This window comes from Agromyces sp. LHK192 (assembly GCF_004006235.1).
Taxonomy (GTDB): Bacteria; Actinomycetota; Actinomycetes; order Actinomycetales; family Microbacteriaceae; genus Agromyces.
This window is the reverse complement of record NZ_CP034753.1, coordinates 3,383,016-3,408,035: the sequence shown is the minus strand read 5'-3', so window position 1 is coordinate 3,408,035 and position 25,020 is coordinate 3,383,016. Positions and strand designations below refer to the sequence as shown.

The following is a 25,020-nucleotide window of genomic DNA, read 5'->3' as shown; positions in this document are numbered from 1 at the left end:
CCATGCGCCGCCTTCGATGCCGACCTCTGCCCGCGCCCTCCCGATCGGGCGCCGGGCGATCGACGGAAGGAACGGCAACACATGGCACGCGTCAACGGCAAGGTCGCACTCATCTCGGGCGGAGCCCGCGGCATGGGGGCATCCCACGCCCGGCTGCTCGTGGAGGAGGGCGCGAAGGTCGTCATCGGCGACCTGCTCGACGCCGACGGCGAGGCGCTCGCCGCCGAGCTCGGCGAGAACGCGCGATACGTCCACCTCGACGTGACCGACTACGCGCAGTGGGAGCAGGCGGTCAAGGTCGCGGTCGACGAGTTCGGCGGCCTCGACGTCGTCGTGAACAACGCCGGCATCGCGAACTTCGGCTCGATCGAGGAGTACACGCTCGAGGCGTGGGACAAGATCATCCTGATCAACCTCACGGGCGTCTTCTACGGCATCAAGGCCGCGATCCCCGCGCTCAAGGCCTCGGGCAAGGGCTCGATCATCAACATCTCGTCGACCGCGGGCCTGCAGGGCTACGAGGCGCTGCCCGGCTACAACGCCGCGAAGTTCGGCGTGCGCGGGCTCACCAAGAACGCAGCCCTCGACCTCGGCCGCTACAACATCCGCGTGAACTCGGTGCACCCGGGCTCGATCCGCACCCCCATGACCGAGGGCCTCGACGCGGCGCAGAACCACGTCGCACTGCACCGGCAGGGCGAGGCGATCGAGCTGTCGAACCTCATCCTCTTCCTCGCGAGCGACGAGTCGAGCTTCTCGACCGGCGCCGAGTTCGTCGCCGACGGCGGCGAGACCGCCGGCCTCGCGCACTACGAGTCCTGAACCCCCACGGTTCGGTGAACGGATCGATGAGCGGATGCCCCGGCCGGGGCATCCGCTCATCGCGTCCGGGCTCCACGCATGGGGCTTCCGCCCATGAGGGTTCCATGCAGTGGGGCGACGCGCGATCGGCTGCCGCTGCACGACGCGACCGGGTCTAAGGTGTTGCGCGTGCGCCTCGATCCCCGACAGATCCGGACGCGTGAGCTGCTCGCCGAGGCCCTCACGCGCCTGCTCGAGCGCAAGACGCTCGACGAGGTCACCGTCGCCGAGCTGTGCCGCGAGGCGGCGGTGCATCGCACGACGTTCTACGGGCACTTCGACAGCGTCGCCGAGTTCGCGTTGCAAGAATTCAGCCAGAGCATCGACCGGATCGCCGAGGTCGACGTCGACCCGCGGGCCGAACGCCCCGTCGACGTGTCGCGGCGGTACGTGGACTCGATGCGCGACATCCTGACCCTGGTCGCCGACGAGCGAGCCGGATACCGCACGCTGCTCGGTTCATCGACGCGCGGCGTGTTCCGCATCGCCCTCGAGGAGCGGCTCCGCGAGCGCGCTCGGCTCGCGCTCGAGGTATGGCGCGATCAGGACGTACCGGGCGCGCCCCGCACCGACGACGCCATGGATCGCGCCGCCGCGTTCATCGCCGGCGCGCTGGTCGGCATCATCGAGACCTGGTCGTCGAGCGACGAGACGGATGCCGCGACCGCCGCCGAGGAGGTCGGCAGCCTGCTGCCGGGTTGGTGGCCGCGGGCCTGAGCGACTGGGTCTGAGCGGATGGGCCTCAGTGGCTTGGTGGTGGACGCTGGCGGGGGACCGGCCGGGAGTGCAGCGCCGTCAGTTCCGCGCTTCGACGCGCGCGAACGCTCCGCCTGAGGCGCGGAGGATTCCCGCAGGTCCCTGCTCGATCACGCGGCCGCCGTCGAGCACGACGACGGCCGCGTCGTCGGGCACCAGGTCGGCGCGGTGGGTGATCTCGACCACGGTCAGGCCCAGGCGGCGCGCCACGAGGCGGTCGCGCACGAGTGCTGCGGTCGTCGCGTCGAGCTGGCTCAGCCCTTCGTCGAGCACGAGCACCTCGGGGTCTGCGACGAGGGCCCGGGCGAGCGCGAGGCGCTGCAATTGCCCGCCCGAGACCGAGCGACCGCGCTCGCGCACCGGCGTCTCGAAGCCCTGGGGGAGCGAGGCGATCCAGTCGGCGAGCCCGACGAGGTCGACTGCTTCACGCAGGGCTTCGTCGGTCGCGTCGGGCGCGGCGAGCCGCAGGTTGTCGGCGATCGTGCCCGACACCGCGACCGGATGCTGCGACACGAGCGCGACCCGACGGCGCAGGTCGTCGAGGCCGAGCTCGCGCAGGTCGGCACCGCCGAGGCGGATTGCGCCCCGTTCGGGGTCGTAGCCGCGCACGAGCAGCGTCGCGAGGGTCGACTTGCCGCTGCCCGAGACGCCGACGACGACGCTCCACGCGCCCGGTTCGAAGCGGGCGGTGACGCCGTCGAGGGCGGGGCGGTCTGCGCCCGGGTAGCGCGCGACGACGTCGTGGAGGTGGATCGAGGCGGACGGCGCGGGTGCAGGCGAAGGGTGCGGGGCGGCTGCCGATGCCGCGGCGTTGGTCGCGTCGGTGACGGTGATCGTGGCGGCGCTGCCGGCACCGACCCGGTCGACCACCGCCGGCGTGCCCTCGACGATCTCGCGGACCCGGCCGGCCGCGGCGAACGAGGCATCCAGCCCCGCCGTGAACCCCTCGATGCCCCGCGCCGGCACCCACAGCCCGACCGCGACGGCGAGCGCGATCGCGACGGACGCCGCGGGAACGTCGGTCGCCAGGCCGACGGTGAGCGGCACGATCACGGTCGCGAGCTGCAGCAGCGTGACGACGACGGCGCGCCCTGCCCGCACCCGCCCGGCCGCGCCGACGGCCGTGGTCAGGTCTCGCCCGGCGTGATCGAGGGCGTCCAGGCGCGCCCGCTCGGCGCCGAACGCGAGGACCTCGCGCACGCCCTGCACGTCGTCGCCGACGTGGGCCGCGACCTCGCCGCGCCCGCGGGCGACACCGCTCGCCGCCCGCCACGTCGCCCGTCCCGAGACGAGGGGCGCCAGCAGCATGCCGGCGACCAGCGGGGCGATCACCGCGGCGAGCACGGCATCGACGGCGAAGCCGAGCCAGGTCAGGGCGACGACGGGCACGACGACCGCCGAGACCGCGGGCGGCATGGTGTGGGCGAAGAACACCTCGACACGGTCGATGTCGCGGGTCGCGCGGGCCGTGAGCTCGGCACCGGCACGACCGGCGGTCGCCGCAGGCGCCTGCGGCACGAGCCGGGCGAAGAACAACTCGCGCAGCCGTTGCAGCGCGGTGAACGCGACCCAGTGGCCGGAGAAGTGCTCGAGGTAGCGGAGGCCCGCCTTCGCGAGCGCGAGACCGACGAGCCACGCGATGAGGGCGGACGTCTCGACGGGGCCGCCGCTCGCCGCCGCACCGAGCGCGGTCGCGAACACGACGAGCAGGGCGACGCCGAGCAGTTGGTTCGCGATGCGCGCGAGCACCGAGACGACGAGCGGGCCGAGCAGGCGCCGGGTGTGGCGCAGCAGCCAGGCGGTGAGCTGCATCCGGGTGGGGGCGTCGTTCATGCTCGGCCCTCCGTCTGCGCGGCGCCGAGGTCGATGACACGATCGGCCGCGAGGATCGCGCCCGGCCGGTGCGCGATCATCAGCACGGTGCGGTCGGCGGCGAGCCGGTCGAGTGCCTCGAGGATCGCGGCTTCGCCGGCGAGGTCGACCTGCGACGTGGGTTCGTCGAGGAGCAGGATCGGGGCATCGCGCAGCCACGCCCGCGCGATCGCGAGCCGTTGCGCCTGACCGCCCGACAGCAGGCGTCCCTGTTCGCCGACCGGCGAGTCGAGGCCGGTGGGCATGGCCTCGACCTCGGCGCGCAGCCCGGCGAGGTCGAGCGCCGCCCACAGCCGCTGGTCGTCGGCATCGGGGTCGACGAGCCGCAGGTTGTCGGCGATCGAACCGAGGAACAGGAAGGTGCGCTGCTCGACGACGGCGAGCCGGTCGCGGACGGCGGAACCGGATGCCTCGGCCGTGTCGAGTCCGTCGACGAGCACCCGGCCGGAGGCCGGCGTCAGGTGGGCCTGCAGGAGCGCGGCCACGGTCGACTTGCCGACGCCGCTCGGGCCGACGAGCGCGACCCGTTCGCCCGGCTCGACCCGGAGCGACAGCCCGTCGAGCACGGGCGGGCGGCCCGGCCAGCCCGCCGTCACGTCGGCGAGCTCGAGGGCGGGTTCGAGGGCGGGTTCGAGGCCGGGTTCGAGGCCGGGTTCGAGGCCGGGTTCGAGGCCACTCGCCCGGGAGTTCTCTCGCGTGCGACTTCCACCCGCCGGTGCGGGTTCCACCACGCAAGCGTCGGTGGAAGTCGCACGCGTGGGAGATGGCCGTGACGGGATCGAGCTCGCGGCCGGGCCGAGGTGGTCGCCGATGCGCGCCTGGGACGCCCGGCCCGCGACGCCGATGTAGAAGAACTGGCCGACGAGGTCGACCGGGCCGATGACGAGCGTGGTCATCAGCAGGATCGCGACGCCCTGCCCGAGCGTCATCGAGCCGTCGGCGATGCGGGCCGTCGAGATCGCCGCAGCGGCGACCACGACCGTGAGCGAGAAGGCCGCGTCGACGACGAGGATGAGGAGTTGGTTGCCGGCGAGGAGCTTCAGGAGCTTGCGGCGGTGGGCCTCGCCTCGGCGGGCGAGGTCGGCTCCCGCGCGATCGGCGGCGCGCGCGTACACGAGGGTGTCGAGCGCCTGGATCGCCTCGAGGAACGCGGCCGTGAGCTGTGCCTGCGAGCGCCGGTTGGCGGCGCCGATGGGGCGCACGAGCCGCTGGAACCCGCCGATGAGCACCGGCACCAGCACGAGCAGGAGCGCGAGCCATCCGGCGGTGGGCGCGTCGACCGTGACGGCCATGATCGCGAGCACGAGCAGCGGCGTGGTCATCGCCCCGAGGATGGGGCCGAGGAATCCGGCCCGGTAGTTCGCGGTGCGCTCGACGGTGTCGGTCGCGAGCGACAGCAACTCGCCCGCGCGCCCGGACGTGCGCGTCACCCCGAGGTCGAAGACGCGGCTCACGACCGCCGACCGGAGCCGCCGCTCGGTCTCGGATGCCGCCCGCTCGGAGAACGCCGGTCCGCCGGCGGCGCAGGCCGCGGCGACGACCACGAGCACGACGAGCAACACGATGGCCCCGGCATCCGCTCGCCCGTCGTCGAGGAGTGCGCCGACGCGCGCGAACAGCAGCGCGGTCGCCGCGGCGCCCGTCCACGCGATCGCGACCGAGGTCCACAGGACCCGTCGCGGGGTCGCAGCCCGCACCGTCGGGTGCACCTCGGCCCGTCGGGAACCCGGGTGCCCGCCGCCGGGATGCCCACCCGGGTGCCCGCCGCCGGGATGCCCACCCGGATGCCCGCCGCCGGGATGCCCACCGGGGTGCCCGCCACCCGGATGCCCGCTGCCGGGATGCCCACCCCGATGCCCGCTCGGGAGGCCTCCCGTCGTGCTTTCGGGATACCCGCCGCCGGCGTGCCCAGCGGTTCGCCCGACGCCCGGGTGCGCAGCGGTTCGCCCGCCCTGATGCGCAGCCCGCACCGAGTCGCCCGACATCCGACCTCCAGGAGTTGGCCGGGACTGTTCCGGCACAACGAGGCTAATCGGTCGCGCCGTGTGGATTTCCCGGTAGCCGCCGGAATCCGCGGCGGGTAGCATCCGCCGCATGGGGGAGAGCGCACTCGCAACCGGGGTTCTGCCGCTGCTCGCGTTGGGCGGCGCGCTCATGGCTGCCATCGTCGCCGGAACGTTGATCGCCGCGTGGCTGCAACGGCCGCGCGAGCAGGTGTTCTTCGCGCCGACCGATCCGGTGGTCGCGGGGCTCGCGTCGGTCGCGTTCGCGTCGGGTTCGTCGGCGACGCGATGGCTGCCGGCCGCGGTGGTGCGCCTCGCACTCGACGGCGTGCTGGTCATCGACGATCGGCGCGAGCCGGGCAGCGGCGCTGGTGACGGCCAGAGCCAGAGCCACGGCGGCGCCCGCAACGCGCACGCCCGCGACCGCAGCGCCCGCGACCGCGCCGCCCGCGAGGTGCGACTGCTCGCCCGCGTCGATGCGAGCGGCCGCCTCGGCGCCCCCGACCGCATGGAACTCCCCGACGACGACCTCGACATCCGGCTCGCCCCTGCCGTGCTCCGCGCCGAACGGCCGACCGGCCACGGCAGGCTGCAGGTCGGGGCCTCCGTCGCCGTCGATCGCGTCGTCGCCGACAACGACGACCTCCGCGACGCGACCGCGCGGGCCTTCGCGTTCGCCGCCGAGCGGTACCGCGAGGCGCGCCCGGCCGGCCGGTTCCGCGCGATCGCGGTCGGCGGCGGCATGGGCGTCGTGTTCGGGTTCATCTCGCTGATGCTCGACGACGACGCTGCGGCATCCATCGCCTGGAGCGCCATCGTGATCGGCGCGGTCGCGATCGGACTCCGTCTGGTGCTGCCGCGCTGGATCCCGCTCAACGCGGCCGGCCTCGTGCTGCGCGCGCGGTCCGCCGAACTGCGCGCCGCGGTCGCCGAGACCGGGGCGAACGCGACCACCGATCCCGCGCCCACGACCGCGCTGTCGGATGCCGCTCCCGAGCTCCTGCCCTGGGCCGTGCTGTTCGGAGACGAGGCGACGATGCGAGCCGTGGCGGATGCCGCGGAGTCCCGAGGTGGCGCACCAGCCTGGTATCGCACGACCGGCGAGTTCTCGGCCGAGCGGTTCGTCTCGTGCCTCGCGGTGGTCGGCGCCGCGCTCAGCCAGCCGATCGGGGTCGGCGGCGCAGCGCTCGCGAAGCGCGCCGACTCGAGGTTCGGCGTGCCGCTCATCGGCGACCAGCGCCTGCTCGCGGGCGGCTACCTCGCGGGGGCCGGCCTCGTGCTCGGCAGCGACACCATGGGCGGCGCCGCGTTCGGCGGGTACGACTCGGGCACCGGAATGGACGGCGGCGGCGCCGGCTTCGGCGGGGCGGACTTCGGCGGCGGGTTCGGCGGCGGCTTCGACGGCGGCGGCGGGTTCGGCGGGTGACCCGCGGCTCCCGCCCGGGCATCGCGCCCGGCGGCGCCGGTGAGCGCGACGGCGAGCCCGTCGTGGTCGACTTCCCGCTCCGCGGCGAGGGCTGGATGGCGGTCACCACGCCCGCGCACGGCGTGCCGAGCCACGGCACCGACATGCTCGGGCAGCGGTACGCGTACGACTTCGTGCGCGTCGACGGCAGGCCGGGTGTGCACGTGTCGCCGGCGAACGGGTTCCGAGCCGTCGTCGTCGGCGAGCGGGCGCGCGACTGCTACGCCTGGGGGCAGCCGGTGCACGCGCCGTTCGACGCGGTCGTCGTCGAGGCATCCGACGGGGTCGCGGAGCGCGAGTGGGTGCGCCCGGTCGGCGAGATCGTGCGCATGGTGCGCAACGCGGCCACCTTCACGCCCGACCGGTTGGGTGAGATCCTCGGCAACCACGTGATCCTGCGGGCGACGGCTGCCTCGCTCGCGCCAGGCCGCGGCGGCGCCGTGTTCGCCGCGCTCGTGCACCTGACCACCGGCTCGGTCGCCGTCGCGACCGGCGACCGCGTGCGCATCGGCGACGCGCTCGGCCGGGTCGGGCACACCGGCAACTCGACGTCGCCGCACCTGCACTTCCAGCTCATGGACGCGGTCGACCCGATGGCGGCACGCGGCCTGCCGTGCGCGTTCCGGGCGTACGAGGTCGAACGCGACGGCGAGTGGATGCCCGTACGCGCGGGTGTGCCCGGACGCCGCGAGCGCATCCGGAGCACGGGGTGACCGGACCCGGTCGAACGAGATCCCACAGCGGTGTCGATCGCGCCCGAGCCCGTTCGACGCCAGAGTGAGACGGAACCACCGTCGACGAGACGACCGATCGCCCGGCGATCACGATCCAGGAAGGCCCACCGCCATGCGTACCCTCATCGTCACCGAGTTCATCACCCTCGACGGAGTCATCGACTCCCCCGGCGGCGGCGACCACCCCCGCGCCGGCTGGACGTTCAAGGAGGTCCCCTTCGTCGAGGCCGCGTACGCGATCAAGGGCAGCGAGCAGCTCGAGGCCGAGGCGATGCTCATCGGCCGGCAGAGCTACGACGAGTTCGCGCCGGTCTGGCCGAAGATGGTCGAGGACTTCGCCGAGTACAACGCGATGCCGAAGTACGTGGTGTCGACGACGCTCATCGACCCGGAGTGGGCCGGCACCACCGTGCTGCGCAGCCTCGACGAGGTCGCCGAGCTGAAGCAGGGCGACGGCGGCCCGATCATCGTGCACGGCAGTGCGACGCTCGCGAAGGGGCTCGCGGCCGCTGGTCTGGTCGACCGGTATCACCTGCTGCAGTTCCCCGTGACGCTCGGCGAGGGCAAGCGCCTCTTCGACGGCAACGAGCAGGGCACGCTCAAGCTCGTCGAGCACGAGGCCTACGAGAACGGCGTCGTGAAGCTCGTCTTCGACGTCGAGCACTGAGCGGTCTCGCCCTCGCTCTCGAGCTGACGGGTCTTGCCCTCGTGCGGACGCATCTTGCCCCCGCGCGGACGCAAATGGCGCGTCCGCGCGCCGGGCACACTCCCTCACGGAACGCTGACGAACCGGCGACGCGAACGGCAGACGACGGATGCCCCGGGCGCACGGCCCGGGGCATCCGATCGCGATCGCGGCTCGTGGCTACGACTCGCTGCGCGTCCGGGTGCGGAGGCGCACGACGGCCAGCGCGATGCCGGCTGCGGCGACGAGCGCCGCGGCTGCCCCGAGGAGCGGGCCGGTGAAGCCGGCGCCGGTTGACGCGAGGCCGGAGCCCGCCGACGTGCTCGAGGCGTTCGAACCGCTCGTCGCGCTCGCCGACGCGACCGTGACGTCAGCGCTCGCGACCTCGACGCCGCCGATGAGCACGACGACTCGGTGTGCGCCCGCGGGCGTACCGGCCGGGATCGTCGCGGTCAGGCTGAACGCGCCCGACGCGTCGGTCGCGACAGTGCCGAGCGACTGCGGCTCCGAGTGCAGCTCGACCGCGAAGCCGGGCGTACCGGCCGCGAGGCCGGAGCCGGCGACGGTGATCGTTCCGCCGGGACGGAGCGACCCGGTCACGGCGACCGAGCCCTTCACCGTCGTCGGGTCGACCGGCGGGTCGGTGGGGTCGACGGGCGGGTCGGTCGGGTCGACCGGCGGGTCGGTCGGCTCGACGCCGCCGCCGGCGCGGGGCAGCCCGGCGAAGAACTCGTCGAGCGCCGAGATCGCCTCGTCGGCGAACACGAGCTGCGCCTCGAGGGCGACCGGGTCGGGGCGCGACGCGTAGCGGCCCGGCTGGTCGATGACGTACCACCACTCGGTCATGTACTCGCGGTACGTGCCGTCGCCGTTGTCGTGGATCCACTGGCGGGCGACGGGGGCGGGCTCGCCGCCGACCTCGCGGTCGCCGTCGTACTCGATGAGGAACGGCACTTGCAGCTTCTGCGCGGTCGCGAGCGGCTGCGTCGTGTCACCGCCCGGGTAGAAGTCGACGCGCTGGCCGGGCGAGCCGTTGGTCACGTACTGGGTCTTCAGCTGCGGCAGGAACTCGGTGACGAGGTCGCCGTAGAAGTCGGCGAATTCCGAGCCGGTGTCGCGGATGTGCAGGTCGTTGCCCGACGCGCCGTCGAGTCGCAGGTCGAAGAAGTACACCGTCTCGACGCCGTTCGCGACGGCGTCCTCGTTGGCGTGCTTCAGCACGGCGCGCGTGTTGTGGCACCAGGTGCCGCCGAGCAGCAGCACGTGGTCGCCGTCGCTCTCGAACAGGTCGACGAGTTCGGGATACGTGATGCCCTGCACCCTCCAGTCGGCGTCGGCCTCGTCGAGGATCGTCGATCCGCCGTACTCGGTCAGCCCGCCGTAGGCGCTCGCGTGCTTGGCGTTGACGACGTCGCGGTAGAACGTGAACTGGTCGATCGCGTCGAGGTCGTCGCCCGAGCCGAGCACGGCGGCGACCGAGGTTCGGTACGCGTCGCGCGCGGTCGGGTCGGCGAGCGCGCCGGATGCCACGGGCGCCGTGAGCGCCGAGACGATGCGGTCCTCGGCGCCGCCGTCGGCGGTGTGCGACCTGTCGTACACGAAGAGGTACGGGTCGTCGGTGCCGTCGAACGGCGTCTGCACGTCCTTCGACAGGTACTCGGTGACGAGGCGCGTCCAGAGTGGGGCGACGTCGGCGTTGGCCGTGGTGCGGATGTCGAGGCGGTCGCCGTCGAGCTTCGGGTTGAAGGTGTAGACCGCGTCGACCCCTGCGGCCTTCGCGACCTCGTCGATCGTGCCGATGGTCTCGACCGTGGTGGGGTCGTCGGGCCCGCCGATGAGGAACGCGAAGCGGCCCTCCTGCTGCAGCAGGAACTCGAAGCGCTCGAACGTGACGGTCTCGATGACGGCGTCCTCGATGCCGTACGTGTCCGCGAGGTAGTCGAGCGTGTCGATCGCTGCCGGCTCGGCCGGAGCGGCATCCGTCTCGGCGTGGGCGGGAGCGGCGAGCGACGCGACGAGGCCTGATGCGGCGAGCGCGGCCGCGGCGAGGAGCGCCGCCCGCCCGGTCAGGGCTCGGTATCGGCGTCGGTCGAGGTGGTGTGGCACGGGGTGGGTCCTTTCGTGGGCGGTGATGGGATGCGTGGTGGGCTGGTCAGCGGTCGGACGAGCGGGCGCCGTCGGATGCCTCGGCCGAGGCTGCTGCGTCGGGGACCGAGGTCGTCGCGGCTTCGGCGGTTGCGCCGGCGGCGGCGGGTGTCGCGCGGCGCTTGAGGACGCGCTGGCCGAGCAGCGCGAGCGCGCCGATCGCGACGATGGCGAGCAGGATGCCGGTGCCGGCCAGCCAGCTCGGCGCGCCGCCGTCGGATGCCGCGGCCGTGGTGTCGACCGAGGTCTCCGACGGCGTCGTGGCCGCGGTCGCACCCGTGAGCGTCACCTTCGCCGACGCCGGGGACGCCGTCGAGTCGCCGATCGCGTTCGTGGCGATGACGCTGACGCGGTACGTGCCTGCGCCGAGCTTGGGGAAGGTGTGGGTGGTCGCGGTGGCCGCCACCGGGATCGGCGTCCCGCCGTTCAGCACGAGCTTGTACCCGGTGACCGGGGAGCCGCCGTCGGCGCCCGCGGTCCAGGCGACGGTCAGCGTCGAGCCCTTCGCCGTGACCTTCGGGGCGGCCAGCGCCACCGGGGCGGTCGCCGACACGGCCGCCGGTGCGGGTGCTGCGGCATCCGCTGCGGTGCCGGCCGAAGCGCCGGCCGAGCCGTTGGCAGCACCCGAGGAACCCGTGCTCGTGCCCGATGCGCTGCCTCCGCCCGAGCCGCCGCTGGGGCGGGGGCGGGTGCAGGTGCGGGCGCCGGGCAGGTGCCGGGGCGGGCGCCGGTGCCGGCTCGGGCGCCGGAGCGGGCGCGGAGCCGCCGGAGATCGCAGGCGGCGGATCCTCCTGCGTGCTGTCGTACGGGTAGCCGCCGAGCGCGTCGCACGCGCCGAGGTCGAAGTTGATCGAGCAGAGGTCGCACACGTCGCCCGCAGCCTGGGCGGGCTGCGCCCACACGAGCAGGAACGTCGGCACGGAGATCGCGAGCGCGAGCGCGGCGGCCAGCGGGCGCGGGAGTCGTCGGCGGTCGGTCATCGGAGTGCTCCTTCGGTGCGGTGCGCGGGCTCGCGGCGGTGGCCGGGTTCAGGGTGGAGTGGCTCGGTGCGGTCTGGTTCGGGGTGGTGAACGAGGGCGGTCGCCGGGTGGTGGTCGCGCCGGTGCACGGCGTCGGATGCGTCATCCGCTTCGGGTGCGACATCCGCGTCGCCGTCGTCGGTGATGACCCGTCGGCCGGCGAAGACCTCGTCGTCGAGCGCGTCGGCACGGCGCGCGACGATCGCGGCGCTGGTCGCGGCGGCGGTGACGTTCGCCATCGTGCTGGCGGTTCCGGCGATCGCGCTGATCGGGATGAGCAGCACGAGCACCTCGACCGGCAGCCCGACGGCCGTGAGCACGGCCGTCGCGGTGATGATCGCGGTGCCCGGGACTCCGGCCGTGCCGAGCGACACGAGCAGGCCCATCGCGACGAGCACGACGTAGTCGAGCGGCGTGTACTCGATGCCGAGCGCGTTGATGCTGAACACGGCGACGAGGGTCGGCCAGATGCCCGCGCAGCCCGGCATACCGATCGTCGTGCCGATCGGCGCGGTGAACCCCGCGACCTCCGGCGAGACGCCGACCTTGCGGGTGAGCGTCGCGATCGTCAGCGGCAGCGTGCCGATGCTCGACTGCGTGGTGAACGCGGTGTACTGCGGCGGCGTGATCAGCCGGAAGAAGCGCACGGGGTTGAGGTCGGCGAACACCTTCACGAGCACCCCGTTCACCAGGTACGCGTCGACGAAGCACGCGACGACGGCGATGACCAGCACCCCGACGAGCGACAGCGCGGTCTCGATGCGGGTGATCGCGACCGAGGTCGTCGACGCCGAGAGCGCGAGCACCGCGAACGGGGTCAGCGCGATGATGAAGCCCACCGCCTTGAACAGCACGCGGCGCGTGGCCTCGACGACGTCCTTGAACGCCCTGACCTTCTCGGGCTTGCGGTCGGCCACCAGCAGGTACGAGACGGCGACCAGCACTGTGAAGAGGATGATCGCGATGATGTTGTTCGACGCGATGTCGCCGACGACGTTCGAGGGGAACAGCCCGACGACGACCTCGTCGAGCGGGCGCTGCAGGTTCTCGAGTGCGGCGCCGTCGGTGCCGTCCAGGTCGAGCTGGGCGCCGGTGCCGACCCCGGTGGCGAGTGCGAGTCCGAGGGTGAGCAGGATCGCGATGAAGTTGGTCAGCAGCAGCCAGAACACCGAGCTCAGGCCGATCGAGCGAAGCTTCGCGACGCTGCCGAGCGAGGTGACGCTCGACAGCACCGAGATGACGATCAGCGGCGCGACGATCGCCGTGATGACGTTCACGTAGACGGTGCCGATGACGTCGACGTACGCGACGTGCCCGCGGAAGAGGAGACCGACGTCGACGCCGAGGAACAGGGCGACGACCGTGAGCACGGTGAAGGATGCCCGGATGCGGCGCAGCAGCACCAGTCCGGCGAACAGCACGGCGGTCGTCGCGAGCGCCGCGATCGAGAGCCAGTCGAGCTCAGCCACGGCGGGCATCCGATGGCGTCGTGGTGTGCGGGGAAGGAACGGCGAGGTGCATGCGGCCGAACGTATCCCCGGCCGGAGCGCGCCCCGTGCGCCGTGTCGCGCCGTGAATGCCGGTTACGGAATACGACGCGGATCCGGGTCATCCGGGGTCATCTCGGGGCCTTCGGGCAGGTCGTCGGCGCCCGCCGGAGTCATCCGAGGTCATGTGTCGTCGTGCGTCGTGGCTGCCGAAACGGGCGGCCCGGGGGGTAGGTTCGTGACGTCCGCTCCACCCGCCGCGACGCCGGAGGCAGCCTTGGTCATCGACGACGAGCCGCTCTGGCAGTCGGCCGCGGGTGTACAGGAGGCGACGCGCGACCGCGCCGAGCTCGGCCTCGCGACGCTGGTCGCTGCCGGGGTGTCGTTCGTGTCGCTGCAAGCGGCGGTGCTCGCGCAGTACTCGATGCGCCCCGGGGCCGAGTACGTGTGGATCGTCGTCGTCGTGCTCAGCCTCGTCGTCGCGCCGATCGCGGCAGCCCTCGCGTTCGGCGTGTACCGTGCGGGTGCTCCGCGGGTGCCGCATGCCGTTCTCGCGCTCGCGACCGGCCTGCTCGTCGGCGGCGGGCTCTGGCTGCTTGCGACCTATGCCCCGAACCTCGTGATGGTGTACCTGCCGCCCGTGAGCGCCGTGATCGTCGGCGGCTCGGTCGCACTCGCGCTGTGGGCCTCGGTGGAGCTCAGGCGCCGGCATCGGCGGCGGGCGCTGAGCGCGATCGGCGCAGCCGGCCCGGTGCGGCCCGACACCCGGCTGACGCCGGGATGGCTCGGCGTCACGGCAGCGGCGGTCGCGGCGGTGATCGCCGTGGTGTGGCAGCCCATCCACCGGGCGCTGTTCGTCGAGCCGGGCCTCGGCGACTCGATGTTCTCCGCGCTGCTCAACGCCATGCCGGCGTTCGCCGGTGCGGCGTGGGCGGTCGCCGTCGTGCTGCTGGCCGTTGCCTGGGGTTCGTCGCGCTGGCTGCACGGACTGGCGACCACGCTGCTGACGGCCGCTGCGCTCGTCGCACCGTGGGTGGCGCTCGGCGCGGCATCCACCCCGTCGGGTCTGGAGCTCGTCGTCGCGATGCTGCTCGGCGCGGTCGCGGCGGGCATCACCGTGATCGTGGGCGAGGGCCCTTACCCGAGGAACCCCGCCGACTGGTAGCGGGCGTCGGTGCCGACGCCGGTGCACTCCACCACCTACGCGCGGACGCAGATAGTCGGAATCCGAGCCGGTCGGCGACCATTCGGGCCCGCGCGGAGACGGCCGGGTCGCGCGCACGACCCGGCCGCTCCACGGAACGACGATGGGATGCCGTCGGGTGCAGGTCCGCCCTCGGTTGACGCCTCAGACGGCGGCGGGTGCTGCCGCGTCGAGGCCGACGAGCCGTGCGCTCGCCTCCAGAGGCGGTCGAGTGCGCGCGGGTTCGCCGCGAGGGGTGCCGTGCGGGCGAGGATGATGCGGTCGACGTAGGCGCCCGACTCGACGTCGAGCCGCTGGTCGCAGAGTCGCGCGACGCGTCCGGCGACGTCGGCCGCGGGCTCGCCGACCCGCCCGTAGTGGTGCAGGATCGGCGACTCGGCCAGCCCGGGGTGGAGGCTCACGGCATCCAGCTCGGGATGCCGCCGCGCGAGCGCCGTCGTGAACATCGTGAGTGCGAGCTGCGACTGCGCGTAGGCGGGCAGCGGCGCGTAGTTGCGGGCGCGCTGCAGGTCGGCCCAGTCGAGGTTGGCGCCGACGTGCAGGTTCGACGAGACGGAGACGACGCGGCCCGGGGCATCCGCTCGGCCGAGCCGGTCGATGAGGAGGCGGGTCAGCAGGTACGACGCGAGGTGGTTCACCTGGAACGCGAGCTCGTTGCCGTCGCCGGTGAGCGTGCGGCCGTCGGGTCCGGGGACGGCGGCCGCGTGCACGAGCACGTCGATGCGATCGAATCGCTCGCGCACCTCGGCGGCCATCCCGACGACGGCCGACAGGTCGGCGAAGTCCGCGCCGATCGCGCTCAGCCGATCGGTGTCGACGCCGAGGTCCTCGAGTCGGCCGGTCGCGGCGGATGCCTCCGCGAGCGTGGGTCCGTGCACGACGACGTGCGCTCCGGCCTCGGCGAGCCGTCGTGCGGTCTCGAAGCCGATCGCGCCCGTCGCGCCGGTGATCAGGATGGTGGGTTCGGTGTGGTCCATGCCGCCCAGCCCAGCACCGGAGGAGTCCTCCCGTCTGCATCGCATACGGAACCCGAACGGTCGCGACGGTGTTCATGACGGATCGCTCGCACCTGCCTCCGCCCCCTGCCCGAGCTGCGCGCGGACGCGAATGGTCGGAGTTCGTCGGCAGCAGCGACCATTCGCGTCCGCGCGCGGGCGACGACCGTGCGGTCAGCTGCCCCGCGCACCGTGGAGCCGCCATGCCTGTCGGACGTACATAGGATGATCGGGTCGCGTCGACGCGCGTGCACCCGCCGAGCCCGAGGACCACGATGCCCGACCGCCAGCCCGAACGGGAGCTCAGCGCGGAGGACCGGAACTGGGAGCGCAGGCGCCGGACGGCCGCGCAGTCGGCGACGCCCGCGTCCGTCGAGTACGCGCTGTTCGCGCGGCTGGGCTTGAGCGAGGTCGCCGGCCGGGTCTGGCAGGAGTCCCTGCAGGTCTCGGACCGTGCGCGCCGGCGTGTGGGGCAGCTGCTGCGTGCGCGGTACGGCATCCGCAGCCCGAAGGGCGGACTCGTGCCAATCGTCGTGCTCATCCTCGTGTTCGCGATGGTGGCGCCGCTCGCGATGCTCGGATTCGGCCGCGGAGCGCACAACGTCGATCCGCTGCCGGAGGCGGGAGCGCTGTGCACCGCGATCATCGGCCTTGCCATGTTCGTCGCGTCGCTGCTGACGATCGGCCGGCCGGTGCCCCGGCCGACGTCGTACCAGGCGCAGGTCGCGGGCGTGCTGCTCGGGGGCTGGGCGCTGACCTGGATCGCGTGGCCCGGTGACGCCGGTCCGTCGGTCACCCCGCTCCTGCTCGCCGGCATCGCCGGCCTGGTGCTCGCCGTGATCGTGTTCGCGATCGGGCGACACCGCGATCCCGCCGCGACCGCTGAACTGGATGCCGCCGAGTCCGACGCCCGGCGCCTGGTGCTGGCCGATCTCGCCGTCGAGCGGGCGAGCTTGCGGGCCGAACTCGAGCGGGTCTTCGCCGAGCGCGGCGACCGGGCCGAGGTCGTGCGCATGCGCGACGACATGCTCGAGCACGTCACACCGGCGACGGGAACCGGGGAGCAACCGCCTGCCGACGCGGTGCCCGGGTGGCACATGGTGAGCGAGCGCACCAGCGACTGGCTGCCGAAGCAGTGGCCCCCGGCGCGCGCCTCGGCGGTGACCCGGAGCGGCAGCGCGGCATCCGCAGCCGACCGCACCGATCGGAACTCGAACGCTCAGCCCGCGAACGATCAGACCTCGAACGATGGGACATCCGATGGTTGACGCAGCCGTACTCGACCGCGCGATCGGAGCCGTGATCGGCTCGGCGGCCGGTGATGCGCTCGGCGCACCGTACGAGTTCAAGCCGCCGCTGGCCGACGAGGTGCCGGTCACGATGCACGCCGGCGGCCCGTGGGAGCTCGGCGAGTGGACCGACGACACGTCGATGGCCGTACCGCTGCTGCAGGAACTCGCGGCCGGCAACCGGTTCGACGACCCGCTGGTGCTCGGCCGGGTCGTGCTCGCGTGGAAGGACTGGTCGCGCACCGCGAAGGACGTCGGCATCCAGACGCGCCGCATGCTGGGCCTGCTGTCGGATGCTTCGGCCACGCCGGCGACGGAGGCATCCGCTCGTGCTGCGGCGAAGGCCGTGCACGACGAGACGGGCCGATCGGGCGGCAACGGCTCGCTGATGCGCACCGGGCCGCTCGCGCTCGGCTACCTCGGCGACGGCGAGGAGGCCGCGCTGGCCGCGGCGGCTCGCCGGGTGTCGGAGCTCACGCATTTCGAGGATGATGCGGGCGACGCATCCGTCATCTGGTCGCTGGCGATCCGGCACGCGATCCGCACGGGTGAGCTCGACCTGCGTGCGCAGGTGGAGGCGCTGCCTGCCGAGCGGCGGGCGCTGTGGCTCGAGCGCATCGACGTCGCGGAGGCGACGCTGCTGACGCGGGATGTCCCGGGCGGCAAGGGCTGGGTCGTCGCCGCGTTGCAGGCGGCGTGGAGCGCGATCCACCACGGTGCCGACTTCGCCGACTCGATCGAGCGCGCGGTGCGCTGCGGCAACGACACCGACACGGTCGCGGCGATCGCCGGTTCGCTCGCCGGTGCGCACCGGGGTGCGTCGGCCGTGCCCGCGGCCTGGACCGAGCACCTGCACGGATGGCCCGGGCTCGCGGCATCCGATCTCGCGGAACTCGCCCGGTCGGCGGTCGACCTCGCCGCGTCTCCGGTGGTCGGGTAGGCAGACGGGGGAGTCCGGCCGCCGCCGGCCCGGGCTCAGTCGGTGGGCGCGATGACCACCCGGCTGAGCCGGTCGCCGACCGAGGTGAACGTGATGGGCCCGGTGCCGTTGTAGCCGTTGCCCGAGACCTCGAGCGTCGCAATGACCGTGTCGGGGTCATCGGTCGGCTCGACGCCGACGAGTTCGAAGTGCGACTGCTTGCCGATGTTGTCGGTCTCGTTCCACGACGCGATGCCGTCGCGACCGTGGAACACCCGGCCCCAGTCGTCGAGTGAGGCGTCGTCGGTGAAGACCGCCAGGAACGCGTCGGTGTCGCCGCGATTCGTCGTGTCGATGAAGGCGCGCAGCGCCGCCGGGACATCCGGTCGTTCGTCGGTCAGGTGTTCGTCGGTCATGGTTCCGCCCTCTCTGCGGTTGTCTCTTCGCGGGCCGGCTGCGTCGTAGGCCGGCTGGGTCAGTCGATGCGGCCGCCGCGGTCGGCCCAGACCGCGATGTCGACCTTGTTGCCGACGGGGTCGGCGAGCGTCCACCAGGCGCCGTCGCGCTGGTCGGCGATGCGGCCGCCCGCGGCCAGCGCGGCATCCACTCTCGCCTGCCCGATCGCGAGCGGCACCGAGACGTCGAGGTGGAACGCGTGACGCAGCGCCTTGCCCTCGGCGAGGGACTGGAACCACAGGTTCGGCCCCCGCCCGTGCGGGCTGACGAGGTCTTCGTCGCCGAGTTCGCGGTAGCGGAACAGCTCGCGCCAGAACGGGCGCACGTCGTCTTCGGGGTGCGATGCGATCGCGATCTGCATGGTCTGCACGCGGCTCGGGTCGGCCTCGACGCCGAACTCGTGCGCGGCTGCCGAGAGACGCCGCGCGAGATCGAGGTGCGTCTCGTCCATGCCGCTGAGGTCGCGGACGAGCCGCACCGCGAGGCCCCCGGCGCGCACGTCGAGGTCGAGCCGCTCGGCGCCATCGACCGCGGCGAGGTGGGCCGCGAGTTCGGCGCTGCGCGCGAGCGACTCGGTGGCGAACCACGTCGACGGGCCCGAGAACACGATCGGCCAGTCGTCGAGGTCGGATGCCTCGCGGAACGCCATCCACGCGGCCTCGACGGCGGCTTCGTCGAAGGTGATGCGGGTGGTGTCGGCGGCTCCGGCGGTGTCGGGGGCTTCGGCGGCGCCGGCGCCCGGGTCGAGCGGCCGGCCGGTCGTCCGTGTGCCGGCCGCCGGCGTCGCGGGAGTGCCCGTACCCGATCGCGACCCGGGCGTACCGTCGGCGTCGAAGTCGCGCTCGTCGTATCGGTGTGCGTCGTCCTGGTGCACCGGCAGGTCGGGCCAACTGACGAGGTCGACCTTGTTGCCCGCCGGGTCGGCGAACGTCTGGTAGCGCGGCCCGAGGTCGACGACCACTCGCCCGTGTTCGGCGAGCGCTTCGGCGAGGCGAGCGCGCAGTTGCTCGCGCGGCACCGCGAGGTCGACGTGCATCGCGTGTCGCAGCGTGCGGCCGCGCGAGTCGCTCCGCGCCGGGTCGAGCTGCTGGAACCACACGGTCGGTCCGCGTCCGCGGGGATCCACGAGGTCGTCGGCGGTGTGGTCGTCGTAGCCGAGCACAGCCCGCCAGAAGGGGAGCACCTCGCCGACCGGCGCGACGGTGGCGATCGCGACCTGGGTGTCTTGCAGCCGATCGGGTCGCGGGGTGAGGCCGCGCTGCCGCGCGAGGTCGGAGATCGCTCGGGCCCGGGCAGCGGCGGTAGCCGCACCGGATGCCTCGAGGTCGAGCACGTCGGCGGTGAGGCGGATCGTGACCCCGTTGGGGCGCACGTCGATGAGCGGTGGGGCATCTCGGCGGTCGAGCTTGTCGAGACCATCGAGCTCGTCGAGCCCCGCGATCGCGACTGCGAACGCGGCGGCATCCTGCAGCGACGCGGTCTCGAAGCACGCGACCGGTCCGCAGTAGAGCACCCGCCAGTCGTCGACGCCGTCGGCGAGGTGGAATGCGATGCGCTGGTCCTGGCTCATTCGCGTGTCCTTCCTTCTCGTGAACCGTTCGACGTCATGAACCGCCGCCCCGCGCCTCAGCTCAGGTGCGCGAACTGCGGCCAGAGTTCGTCCCACGGAGTGGTCCGGCCCATGCACCGCGTGATCGGCAGGTCCTGTTCCTCGTTGTCGACGTCGACGCCGTTGTCGAGTGCGCCGTCGACGGTGCAGGCCTCGAAGTGCGCGGCGAGCACCCTCGCGTGCCATCCGACGATGACGACGTCGACCGCGGAATCCGGCGGCGTCGCCTCGAACCAGAGCGCGTTGTGCCCGCTGAACACGCGGTCGGCGTCGATGCCGAGCGCCGGGCCGTACCTGGCGAGGGCTCCCGCCTCGCCGTAGTTCGAGGTGATGACGATCGGTTCGACGCCCGTGGCGGAGGCATCCGCTCGCGCCTGGTCGACGACGTCCGCGACCTGCGCGGCGTACTCTGGCCACCCGATGGTGTCGCCGACGGTCTGGTTCGCGGCCGCGAACGGGCTCGCGCCGACCCACCCGATCGGCAGCACCGGGAGCGCGATGAGCACCGAGGCGGACGCGTTGAGTGCGATCGCCGCCCAGACGAGTGCGCGGCGCAGGCGCGTGCGCATCCACTCGGCGGTCGGCACGGCTCCGAGCGCGAGCAGCACGACGACCAGGGCGACGGGGTAGTACGCCTGCGCGCCGCCGATGATCGTGCCGAGCACGACGACGGCGAACGCGACCGCGAGGAGCCGGATCGGGCGCCATTCGGCCCGGCGGAACAGGCCGGCGAGGCCGGCGATCCAGATCGGCACGAGCGGCGGACCGACGACGATGACGAGGTACGGCAGGGTGAGGATGCGCCCGACGCCGTCGGTGTCTTCGGCGAGCGCCGCGCCCATCGCCAGCTGGGGTAGGCCGTTGGCAACCTGGTAGGCGAGGTTGGGCAGCGCGAGCACCACCGCGAATCCGACGCCGGCCCACAGCCACGGCGACCGGAACTCGCGGCGCGGGCCGAGCGTCAGTAGACCCAGCGCGAGTCCGGCGATGAGCATCGCGACGAGCAGTTTGTTGTACGTCGCGATGCCGGTGACGAGGCCGACGGCGAGCCACCAGCGTCCGTCGCCGCGCAGCAGGGCGCGCATCGTGAACAGTGCGATGAGCTCCCACAGCACGAGGTCGAGCGACGCGGTCAGGAGGATGTGGCCGAAGATCATCGGGAACGCCGCGGATGCCCCGCCCCACGCCGCGATCGACTGGGCGAGTCGACCACCGCCGGCCTCGCGGGCGATGAGCGCCAACACGATCACGGATGCCGCGGCGGCCAGGATCGCCGGGATGCGCAGGGCCCACGGCTCGTCGGCGAGCAGGGTCGTCGCCCGCGCGATGAGCGGCGTCAGGGGCGGCTGGTCGACGTACCCCCACGCCGGTTCGAGCATGCGGAAGTACAGTTCGTCGCGGTGGTACCCGTACCACTGGCTGGTCGCGGCCAGCAGAGCGACGAGCGCGGCCATCGCGCCGATGACGGGGCCGCGGGCGAACGGGTGGCGGCGGATGCCGGGCGGCGGTGCGGTCGTGGTCGACGTCGGCGGGGTCGGTGTCGATGTCGTGTTTGCCGATGCCGTGCCAGCCGAGGTCGCTGCGGGCGACGACGTTCCAGTCGTCGACGTATTTGCCGACGACGTTGCAGCCGACGTCGACGTGGTCGACGCGGCTGGTTCGGTGGGGCTGGTCGTCGGGGGTTCCGACATGCGCGAACCTTAGCGCGTCGGGGTTTCCGCGGTGTCGGCCGGTCTGTGCTTCTGTCGGTGCGTCGGTCTCAGCAGCCCGGGCCGTCGGGCCTGGCGTTGCAGTCGCCGGCGACGAGCACGGTGTCGACCTCGCCGACGAGCACGGTGCGCACGGGGGACCGCAGGTCGAGCGTGCCGGAGATGGTGCGCCAGACGGACCCGTCGAATCGGTACTCGGCGGTGAACGTGACGGTCGGCCGCACGTCGTAGGTGCCGCGTTCGGTGAACACGAGGCTCGTGTCGGTCGCGGTGAACTCGCGCTGGCCGAGCTGCGTCCACGTCGCCCCCGGCGATCCGGATGCCACGCTCGCCCCGTTGTTCGCCGCCCACGAGTAGGCCACCGGCGTGAACCGCACCTCGGCGGGCCGCCCGAGCAGGGTGCCGGCGAGCGTCTGCTCGGATGCCCCGGACACGAAGTTCACGGGAAGCCCGATGACACCCCACCCGTCGGGCTCCATCTCGTCGGCCGGCAGGACCGGTTGGAACGACGCGATATCGCGAAGGGTCACGGTCGGCTCGCCCGGAGCGGGCGGAGGTGCAGGCTGGGTCGGGTCAACGACGCAGTTGCTGTTCGGGTCGAGGAACGAGCAGACGTCGTCGACGGGAGGGGGTGGCGGGGTCGGCTCGCTCACGAAGTCGGGTGAGCCGGTGCCGGGCGGAACGTCGTCAACGCGGGTTTCGGTGTCGCTGCCTTGGGCCTCCCATGCTTCGAGATCGACACCACCGCCACCGATCGTCGCGTCGTTGCCCTTGCATGCTCCGATCGCGATCTCCCCAGGGGTGCAGACCGGCACGCCGAATGCTGGCGAGGCAGGAGCCGACGAGAACCCAAGAAACGCGAGGCTCGCGGTCAGCAGAAGTCGTCGCCAGGCCAAACTTCGCTCCCACTTATCAGCGGCGTATCCCCGGCAAGCTGAAAGGTCAGCAGGACCGGTACCTCGGCCTCGCGTTCAGGGGTCACGTCCTCCCCGCTTGCGTTGATTACCCGCGTGTCGCCTACTCCGAAGCATCCATACATTTGGATAACACCCGACGCTGGGTCGTACTGCGCGAGCCGCGCGTCCCTCAACGTGTTCCGCCCAGTCACTCGTACTTGCGCATCGGCCATGCCTTGGAGTTCCTTCTCAATGGCTGACCGATAATCACCTGTTGTAAGAACCAGGACCCTGTCGGGCGCTGAACCACCTTCGGCACTAACCGCTGCCGTCGCGTCGAGATACGCTTCGTGCGCCGCAACCGCCGCCGCCAGCGCCTCCTCATCGCTCGCGAAGATCGGCTCAGCCTCAGCAGTCTCGGTCGCAGCAGTAGACGGCGCCGGGGTCGGCTCGGACTCGCCGCTGCATGCGGCGAGTCCGAGCACGAACAGCGCGGCGGCGCCGACGACCAGGGGGTGGGGGAGTCGTCGGGTGCTGCCGGGCATGCGCACTACCGTAGGGGTTCCCTCCGACCCCGAGCATGGTTTTCCACAGGCAGGCCAAGCGTTCCTACCCGACGTTCCTCACCTCTTCGAGCGCCGTCGCGAGTTCCCAAGTAGCTCGCGCTACTTCGCCGGCACTCCCAGATCGCGCACGAGGTACGCCCACGGAAACCACTGCGCGGCGACCACCCATCCGTCGTCGGCGTCGCGTCGCGAGAGCCCGCGGAACACGACGCGCTTGTGCTCCCACTGCGTGTCGGTGCGCACCATGAGGTGCCGCAGGATGCCGACCTCGACGGTGTGCCAACCGGCCCGCCCGGCGAGCTCGAGCTCGGCCATCTCGTCGAACGCGGTGACCGGGCCGAGCCAGCGGTACTCGCGGTCGTCGGCGGGGGCGCCGTCGCGCGAGGCATCCCCGAATCGTTGCTGCGCCGCCTGCCGGGTCATGCCCAGCTCGGTGCCGATCGCCGACCAGCTCACGCCGCCGGCGCGCGCCGATTCCACCGACTGCCGCAGGATGCCCCGGGCCTCGCGTTCGGCCTCGGCGCTGAGCCGCACGAGCGTGAGGTGAGACTGCTGGTCGGGTTCGCCGTCGAGCGCGGCGGCGTCGAGCACGGCGCGGGAGAGCGCGTCGCCGATGCTGCTCATCGGTCGGCGTGCCCGTGGTCGGCAGGCCCGCGGTCGGCCGCCCCGCGGTCGGCGGCCCCGCGGTCGCCATCGCGGCTGGGGAGCCACCATCCGTCGGCCGGCGGCGTACTCGTCTGGGCGGCGACCCGCGGCGCGTCGCTCGCGCCGTCGCCGGCAGTCGCGGCGCCGCGGGGATCGTCGCCCGTTCCGGCTGCGGTCGCGCCCGGCCGCTTCGCCGACACCAGGAGCCCGGAGCCGATGCCGAGCGTGAGCGTTCCCGCCGCGGTCACCACCAGGCCGAATCCGATGAGCATGCCGCCGAGGAATCCGTCGAAGACGGCCGCGCCGAGCACCGCGCTCGTGAGGCCGACGAGGATGCTGCCCATTCCGCCCGCCCAGGTCGCGCTGATTCGCCGTGTCGTTCGCATGCGTCAACGATAGGTTGACGCGCATTAGTGCGTCAAGGTTTGGTTGACGCGTGCCGTGGGCCCTGGCGTCACCAGTTCTGGGGATGCCCCATGCCTGACCGTATGCGGGATCGTTGCGTACTCCGTTCCCCCTTCGATGAAAGGTCCCCATGGCGTTCAATCTCGGGCATCTCCTGCTCCTCGTCCTGCTCGGCCTCGGCATCACCACGCTCGTGCTCGGTGCTCGGAAGCGGCGTGCCTTCCCGGTCACGGCGGGCATCCTCACGGCCTTCGCCGCGTTGCTCGGCGTCGGCTCTTGGTTCATCGCGCCGCTCGTCTGGATCGACGCAACGCCGCACTTCGCGATGGATCCCTCGAGCTACGGAGCGGTCGTGGTGACCTTGTTCGTGCTGGAGACGGTGTCGGCTGTGATCTGGTGGGGGCTCGCGATCGCAGGATTCATCGCGGCGATCGTGATGAAGAAGCGCGAACCCGTCGTGACTGCCGCAGACGCGGGCGGGTCGCAGGCCGGTCGCACGAACGGTGTTGCCCTGGCATCGATCATCGTCGTGTGGTTCAGCTCGATCGTCGGGCTCATCCTCGGTCACGTCGCCCTCGGCCAGCTCAACCGCAACGGCGGCGAGGGTCGGGGGATGGCGCTGACCGCGGTGATCGTCGGGTGGATCGCGACCGCCATCGGACTCGTCGGTGCGGTCCTGCTGATCATCCAGTACTCGATGCTCGTCGGTCGCTGACGTCGCGAGCGCACACAGCGGCTCCGGGCAGGATGGATGCGTGCCCACGCGACTCCTCCTCATCTCCGACACGCACGTGCCCGCGCGGGCGCGCCGGCTGCCCGACCAGGTCTGGCGCGCGATCGACGACGCCGACCTCGTCGTGCACGCCGGTGACTGGGTGGATGTCGCGACGCTCGATGCGATCGAGCAGCGCGCGGCCAGGCTCGTCGGGGTCGCCGGCAACAACGACGGACCCGAACTGCACGCCCGCCTCGGCGAGTTCGCCGGGTTCGAGCTCGACGGGCTGCGGTTCGGCGTCGTCCACGAGACCGGCGCCGCCACCGGGCGCGAAGCGCGCATGGATGCCGCGTACCCCGACCTTGACGTGCTCGTGTTCGGGCACAGCCACATCCCGTGGGACACGACGACGGCGCGGGGCATCCGGCTGCTGAATCCCGGATCGCCGACCGACCGCCGCCGCCAACCCGCCTGCACCATGATGACCGCGATCACGGATGCCGGTGAGCTGCGCGCCGTGCAGCTGGTCGTGGTCGACCGGGGGTAGCCACTCGGTGGTCGAGTAGGCGCGCAGCGCCGTACCGA

At 72.7% G+C, this 25,020-nt stretch carries 24 protein-coding genes; 11 read left to right on the top strand and 13 right to left on the bottom strand.

Annotated elements, in window-relative coordinates:
- Positions 1-81 precede the first annotated feature (81 nt).
- Complete coding sequence (locus tag ELQ40_RS15440; protein WP_127794489.1) at positions 82-822, top strand: SDR family oxidoreductase; 741 nt, start codon at positions 82-84, stop codon at positions 820-822.
- A gap of 168 nt (positions 823-990) precedes the next feature.
- Positions 991-1,578, top strand: coding sequence for a TetR/AcrR family transcriptional regulator (locus tag ELQ40_RS15435; protein WP_164863648.1), 588 nt, complete (start codon positions 991-993; stop codon positions 1,576-1,578).
- Positions 1,579-1,656: 78 nt separating this feature from the next.
- Here the strand turns inward: ELQ40_RS15435 and ELQ40_RS15430 are convergent, their stop codons facing one another.
- Positions 1,657-3,450 carry an ABC transporter ATP-binding protein gene (locus ELQ40_RS15430; RefSeq protein WP_127794487.1) on the bottom strand — a complete coding sequence of 598 codons (1,794 nt, stop codon included), beginning with the start codon at positions 3,448-3,450 and terminating at the stop codon, positions 1,657-1,659.
- Positions 3,447-5,186, bottom strand: coding sequence for an ABC transporter ATP-binding protein (locus tag ELQ40_RS18855; protein ID WP_164863646.1), 1,740 nt, complete (start codon positions 5,184-5,186; stop codon positions 3,447-3,449). The genes ELQ40_RS15430 and ELQ40_RS18855 overlap by 4 nt, the downstream gene beginning before the upstream one ends.
- 397 nt (positions 5,187-5,583) lie before the next feature.
- Here ELQ40_RS18855 and ELQ40_RS15420 point away from each other — a divergent pair, with 397 nt between their 5' ends.
- The 3 genes from ELQ40_RS15420 to ELQ40_RS15410 all read left to right on the top strand — a co-directional run bounded on the left by ELQ40_RS15420 (position 5,584) and on the right by ELQ40_RS15410 (position 8,358).
- Entirely contained in the window at positions 5,584-6,918 is a 1,335-nt protein-coding gene (locus ELQ40_RS15420; protein ID WP_127794486.1) for a hypothetical protein, read from the top strand.
- The gene (locus tag ELQ40_RS15415) at positions 6,915-7,670 is read left to right on the top strand and encodes a M23 family metallopeptidase (RefSeq protein ID WP_205649356.1); all 756 of its coding nucleotides are present in this window, start codon (positions 6,915-6,917) and stop codon (positions 7,668-7,670) included. The genes ELQ40_RS15420 and ELQ40_RS15415 overlap by 4 nt, the downstream gene beginning before the upstream one ends.
- Before the next feature lie 133 nt (positions 7,671-7,803).
- Positions 7,804-8,358, top strand: a complete 555-nt coding sequence (locus ELQ40_RS15410; protein WP_127794485.1) for a dihydrofolate reductase family protein — start codon at positions 7,804-7,806, stop codon at positions 8,356-8,358.
- Positions 8,359-8,556: 198 nt separating this feature from the next.
- Here the strand turns inward: ELQ40_RS15410 and ELQ40_RS15405 are convergent, their stop codons facing one another.
- The 3 genes from ELQ40_RS15405 to ELQ40_RS15395 all read right to left on the bottom strand — a co-directional run bounded on the left by ELQ40_RS15405 (position 8,557) and on the right by ELQ40_RS15395 (position 13,009).
- The gene (locus ELQ40_RS15405; protein ID WP_127794484.1) at positions 8,557-10,482 is read right to left on the bottom strand and encodes an IPT/TIG domain-containing protein; all 1,926 of its coding nucleotides are present in this window, start codon (positions 10,480-10,482) and stop codon (positions 8,557-8,559) included.
- A 46-nt stretch (positions 10,483-10,528) separates the two neighbouring features.
- Complete coding sequence (locus ELQ40_RS18850; RefSeq protein WP_164863644.1) at positions 10,529-11,074, bottom strand: fibronectin type III domain-containing protein; 546 nt, start codon at positions 11,072-11,074, stop codon at positions 10,529-10,531.
- A gap of 423 nt (positions 11,075-11,497) precedes the next feature.
- Positions 11,498-13,009, bottom strand: a complete 1,512-nt coding sequence (locus ELQ40_RS15395; protein ID WP_164863642.1) for a dicarboxylate/amino acid:cation symporter — start codon at positions 13,007-13,009, stop codon at positions 11,498-11,500.
- Positions 13,010-13,265: 256 nt separating this feature from the next.
- On the opposite strand from ELQ40_RS15395, the gene ELQ40_RS15390 reads away from it, so the two are divergent.
- On the top strand, positions 13,266-14,192 hold the full coding sequence (locus ELQ40_RS15390; RefSeq protein ID WP_127794481.1) for a hypothetical protein: 927 nt from the start codon (positions 13,266-13,268) through the stop codon (positions 14,190-14,192).
- A 35-nt stretch (positions 14,193-14,227) separates the two neighbouring features.
- Here the strand turns inward: ELQ40_RS15390 and ELQ40_RS15385 are convergent, their stop codons facing one another.
- Positions 14,228-15,208, bottom strand: coding sequence for an SDR family NAD(P)-dependent oxidoreductase (locus ELQ40_RS15385; RefSeq protein WP_127794480.1), 981 nt, complete (start codon positions 15,206-15,208; stop codon positions 14,228-14,230).
- Positions 15,209-15,501: 293 nt separating this feature from the next.
- Here ELQ40_RS15385 and ELQ40_RS15380 point away from each other — a divergent pair, with 293 nt between their 5' ends.
- The gene (locus tag ELQ40_RS15380) at positions 15,502-16,494 is read left to right on the top strand and encodes a hypothetical protein (RefSeq protein ID WP_127794479.1); all 993 of its coding nucleotides are present in this window, start codon (positions 15,502-15,504) and stop codon (positions 16,492-16,494) included.
- The gene (locus ELQ40_RS15375) at positions 16,487-17,455 is read left to right on the top strand and encodes an ADP-ribosylglycohydrolase family protein (RefSeq protein WP_127794478.1); all 969 of its coding nucleotides are present in this window, start codon (positions 16,487-16,489) and stop codon (positions 17,453-17,455) included. The genes ELQ40_RS15380 and ELQ40_RS15375 overlap by 8 nt, the downstream gene beginning before the upstream one ends.
- A 35-nt stretch (positions 17,456-17,490) precedes the next feature.
- Here the strand turns inward: ELQ40_RS15375 and ELQ40_RS15370 are convergent, their stop codons facing one another.
- Genes ELQ40_RS15370 through ELQ40_RS15360 form a run of 3 tightly spaced genes read right to left on the bottom strand, consistent with a single transcriptional unit; the run spans position 17,491 to position 20,953 of the window.
- Positions 17,491-17,850, bottom strand: coding sequence for a nuclear transport factor 2 family protein (locus ELQ40_RS15370; RefSeq protein WP_127794477.1), 360 nt, complete (start codon positions 17,848-17,850; stop codon positions 17,491-17,493).
- A 59-nt stretch (positions 17,851-17,909) separates the two neighbouring features.
- Positions 17,910-19,460: a VOC family protein gene (locus ELQ40_RS18845; protein WP_164863640.1), complete on the bottom strand. Its 1,551-nt coding sequence runs from the start codon at positions 19,458-19,460 to the stop codon at positions 17,910-17,912.
- A 56-nt stretch (positions 19,461-19,516) separates the two neighbouring features.
- Positions 19,517-20,953, bottom strand: a complete 1,437-nt coding sequence (locus tag ELQ40_RS15360; RefSeq protein WP_127794476.1) for a glycosyltransferase family 39 protein — start codon at positions 20,951-20,953, stop codon at positions 19,517-19,519.
- A gap of 61 nt (positions 20,954-21,014) precedes the next feature.
- Between ELQ40_RS15360 and ELQ40_RS15355 the strand changes: the two genes are divergently transcribed.
- On the top strand, positions 21,015-21,203 hold the full coding sequence (locus ELQ40_RS15355) for a hypothetical protein (RefSeq protein WP_127794475.1): 189 nt from the start codon (positions 21,015-21,017) through the stop codon (positions 21,201-21,203).
- A gap of 55 nt (positions 21,204-21,258) precedes the next feature.
- Here the strand turns inward: ELQ40_RS15355 and ELQ40_RS15350 are convergent, their stop codons facing one another.
- The 4 genes from ELQ40_RS15350 to ELQ40_RS15335 form a co-directional block, all read right to left on the bottom strand.
- Positions 21,259-21,738, bottom strand: a complete 480-nt coding sequence (locus ELQ40_RS15350; RefSeq protein ID WP_127794474.1) for a hypothetical protein — start codon at positions 21,736-21,738, stop codon at positions 21,259-21,261.
- Between the two features lie 341 nt (positions 21,739-22,079).
- Positions 22,080-22,649: a hypothetical protein gene (locus ELQ40_RS15345; RefSeq protein ID WP_127794473.1), complete on the bottom strand. Its 570-nt coding sequence runs from the start codon at positions 22,647-22,649 to the stop codon at positions 22,080-22,082.
- Between the two features lie 120 nt (positions 22,650-22,769).
- On the bottom strand, positions 22,770-23,294 hold the full coding sequence (locus ELQ40_RS15340) for a hypothetical protein (RefSeq protein ID WP_127794472.1): 525 nt from the start codon (positions 23,292-23,294) through the stop codon (positions 22,770-22,772).
- Entirely contained in the window at positions 23,291-23,701 is a 411-nt protein-coding gene (locus ELQ40_RS15335; protein WP_127794471.1) for a hypothetical protein, read from the bottom strand. The genes ELQ40_RS15340 and ELQ40_RS15335 overlap by 4 nt, the downstream gene beginning before the upstream one ends.
- A gap of 149 nt (positions 23,702-23,850) precedes the next feature.
- On the opposite strand from ELQ40_RS15335, the gene ELQ40_RS15330 reads away from it, so the two are divergent.
- Both ELQ40_RS15330 and ELQ40_RS15325 read left to right on the top strand, forming a co-directional pair.
- The gene (locus ELQ40_RS15330; RefSeq protein ID WP_127794470.1) at positions 23,851-24,435 is read left to right on the top strand and encodes a DUF4190 domain-containing protein; all 585 of its coding nucleotides are present in this window, start codon (positions 23,851-23,853) and stop codon (positions 24,433-24,435) included.
- Between the two features lie 40 nt (positions 24,436-24,475).
- Positions 24,476-24,982 (top strand): metallophosphoesterase, encoded by a 507-nt coding sequence (locus ELQ40_RS15325; protein ID WP_127794469.1) that lies wholly within the window; start codon positions 24,476-24,478, stop codon positions 24,980-24,982.
- Positions 24,983-25,020 lie beyond the last annotated feature (38 nt).

Bases quoted from the DNA above. Each gene is read 5' to 3' on its own strand.
- ELQ40_RS15440 (WP_127794489.1), top strand. From the start codon at position 82: ATGGCACGCGTCAACGGCAAGGTCGCACTCATCTCGGGCGGAGCCCGC.
- ELQ40_RS15430 (WP_127794487.1), bottom strand. From the start codon at position 3,450: ATGAACGACGCCCCCACCCGGATGCAGCTCACCGCCTGGCTGCTGCGC.
- ELQ40_RS15420 (WP_127794486.1), top strand. From the start codon at position 5,584: ATGGGGGAGAGCGCACTCGCAACCGGGGTTCTGCCGCTGCTCGCGTTG.
- ELQ40_RS15410 (WP_127794485.1), top strand. From the start codon at position 7,804: ATGCGTACCCTCATCGTCACCGAGTTCATCACCCTCGACGGAGTCATC.
- ELQ40_RS15385 (WP_127794480.1), bottom strand. From the start codon at position 15,208: ATGGACCACACCGAACCCACCATCCTGATCACCGGCGCGACGGGCGCG.
- ELQ40_RS15380 (WP_127794479.1), top strand. From the start codon at position 15,502: ATGCCCGACCGCCAGCCCGAACGGGAGCTCAGCGCGGAGGACCGGAAC.
- ELQ40_RS15375 (WP_127794478.1), top strand. From the start codon at position 16,487: ATGGTTGACGCAGCCGTACTCGACCGCGCGATCGGAGCCGTGATCGGC.
- ELQ40_RS15370 (WP_127794477.1), bottom strand. From the start codon at position 17,850: ATGACCGACGAACACCTGACCGACGAACGACCGGATGTCCCGGCGGCG.
- ELQ40_RS18845 (WP_164863640.1), bottom strand. From the start codon at position 19,460: ATGAGCCAGGACCAGCGCATCGCATTCCACCTCGCCGACGGCGTCGAC.
- ELQ40_RS15360 (WP_127794476.1), bottom strand. From the start codon at position 20,953: ATGGCCGCGCTCGTCGCTCTGCTGGCCGCGACCAGCCAGTGGTACGGG.
- ELQ40_RS15345 (WP_127794473.1), bottom strand. From the start codon at position 22,649: ATGCCCGGCAGCACCCGACGACTCCCCCACCCCCTGGTCGTCGGCGCC.
- ELQ40_RS15340 (WP_127794472.1), bottom strand. From the start codon at position 23,294: ATGAGCAGCATCGGCGACGCGCTCTCCCGCGCCGTGCTCGACGCCGCC.
- ELQ40_RS15335 (WP_127794471.1), bottom strand. From the start codon at position 23,701: ATGCGAACGACACGGCGAATCAGCGCGACCTGGGCGGGCGGAATGGGC.
- ELQ40_RS15330 (WP_127794470.1), top strand. From the start codon at position 23,851: ATGGCGTTCAATCTCGGGCATCTCCTGCTCCTCGTCCTGCTCGGCCTC.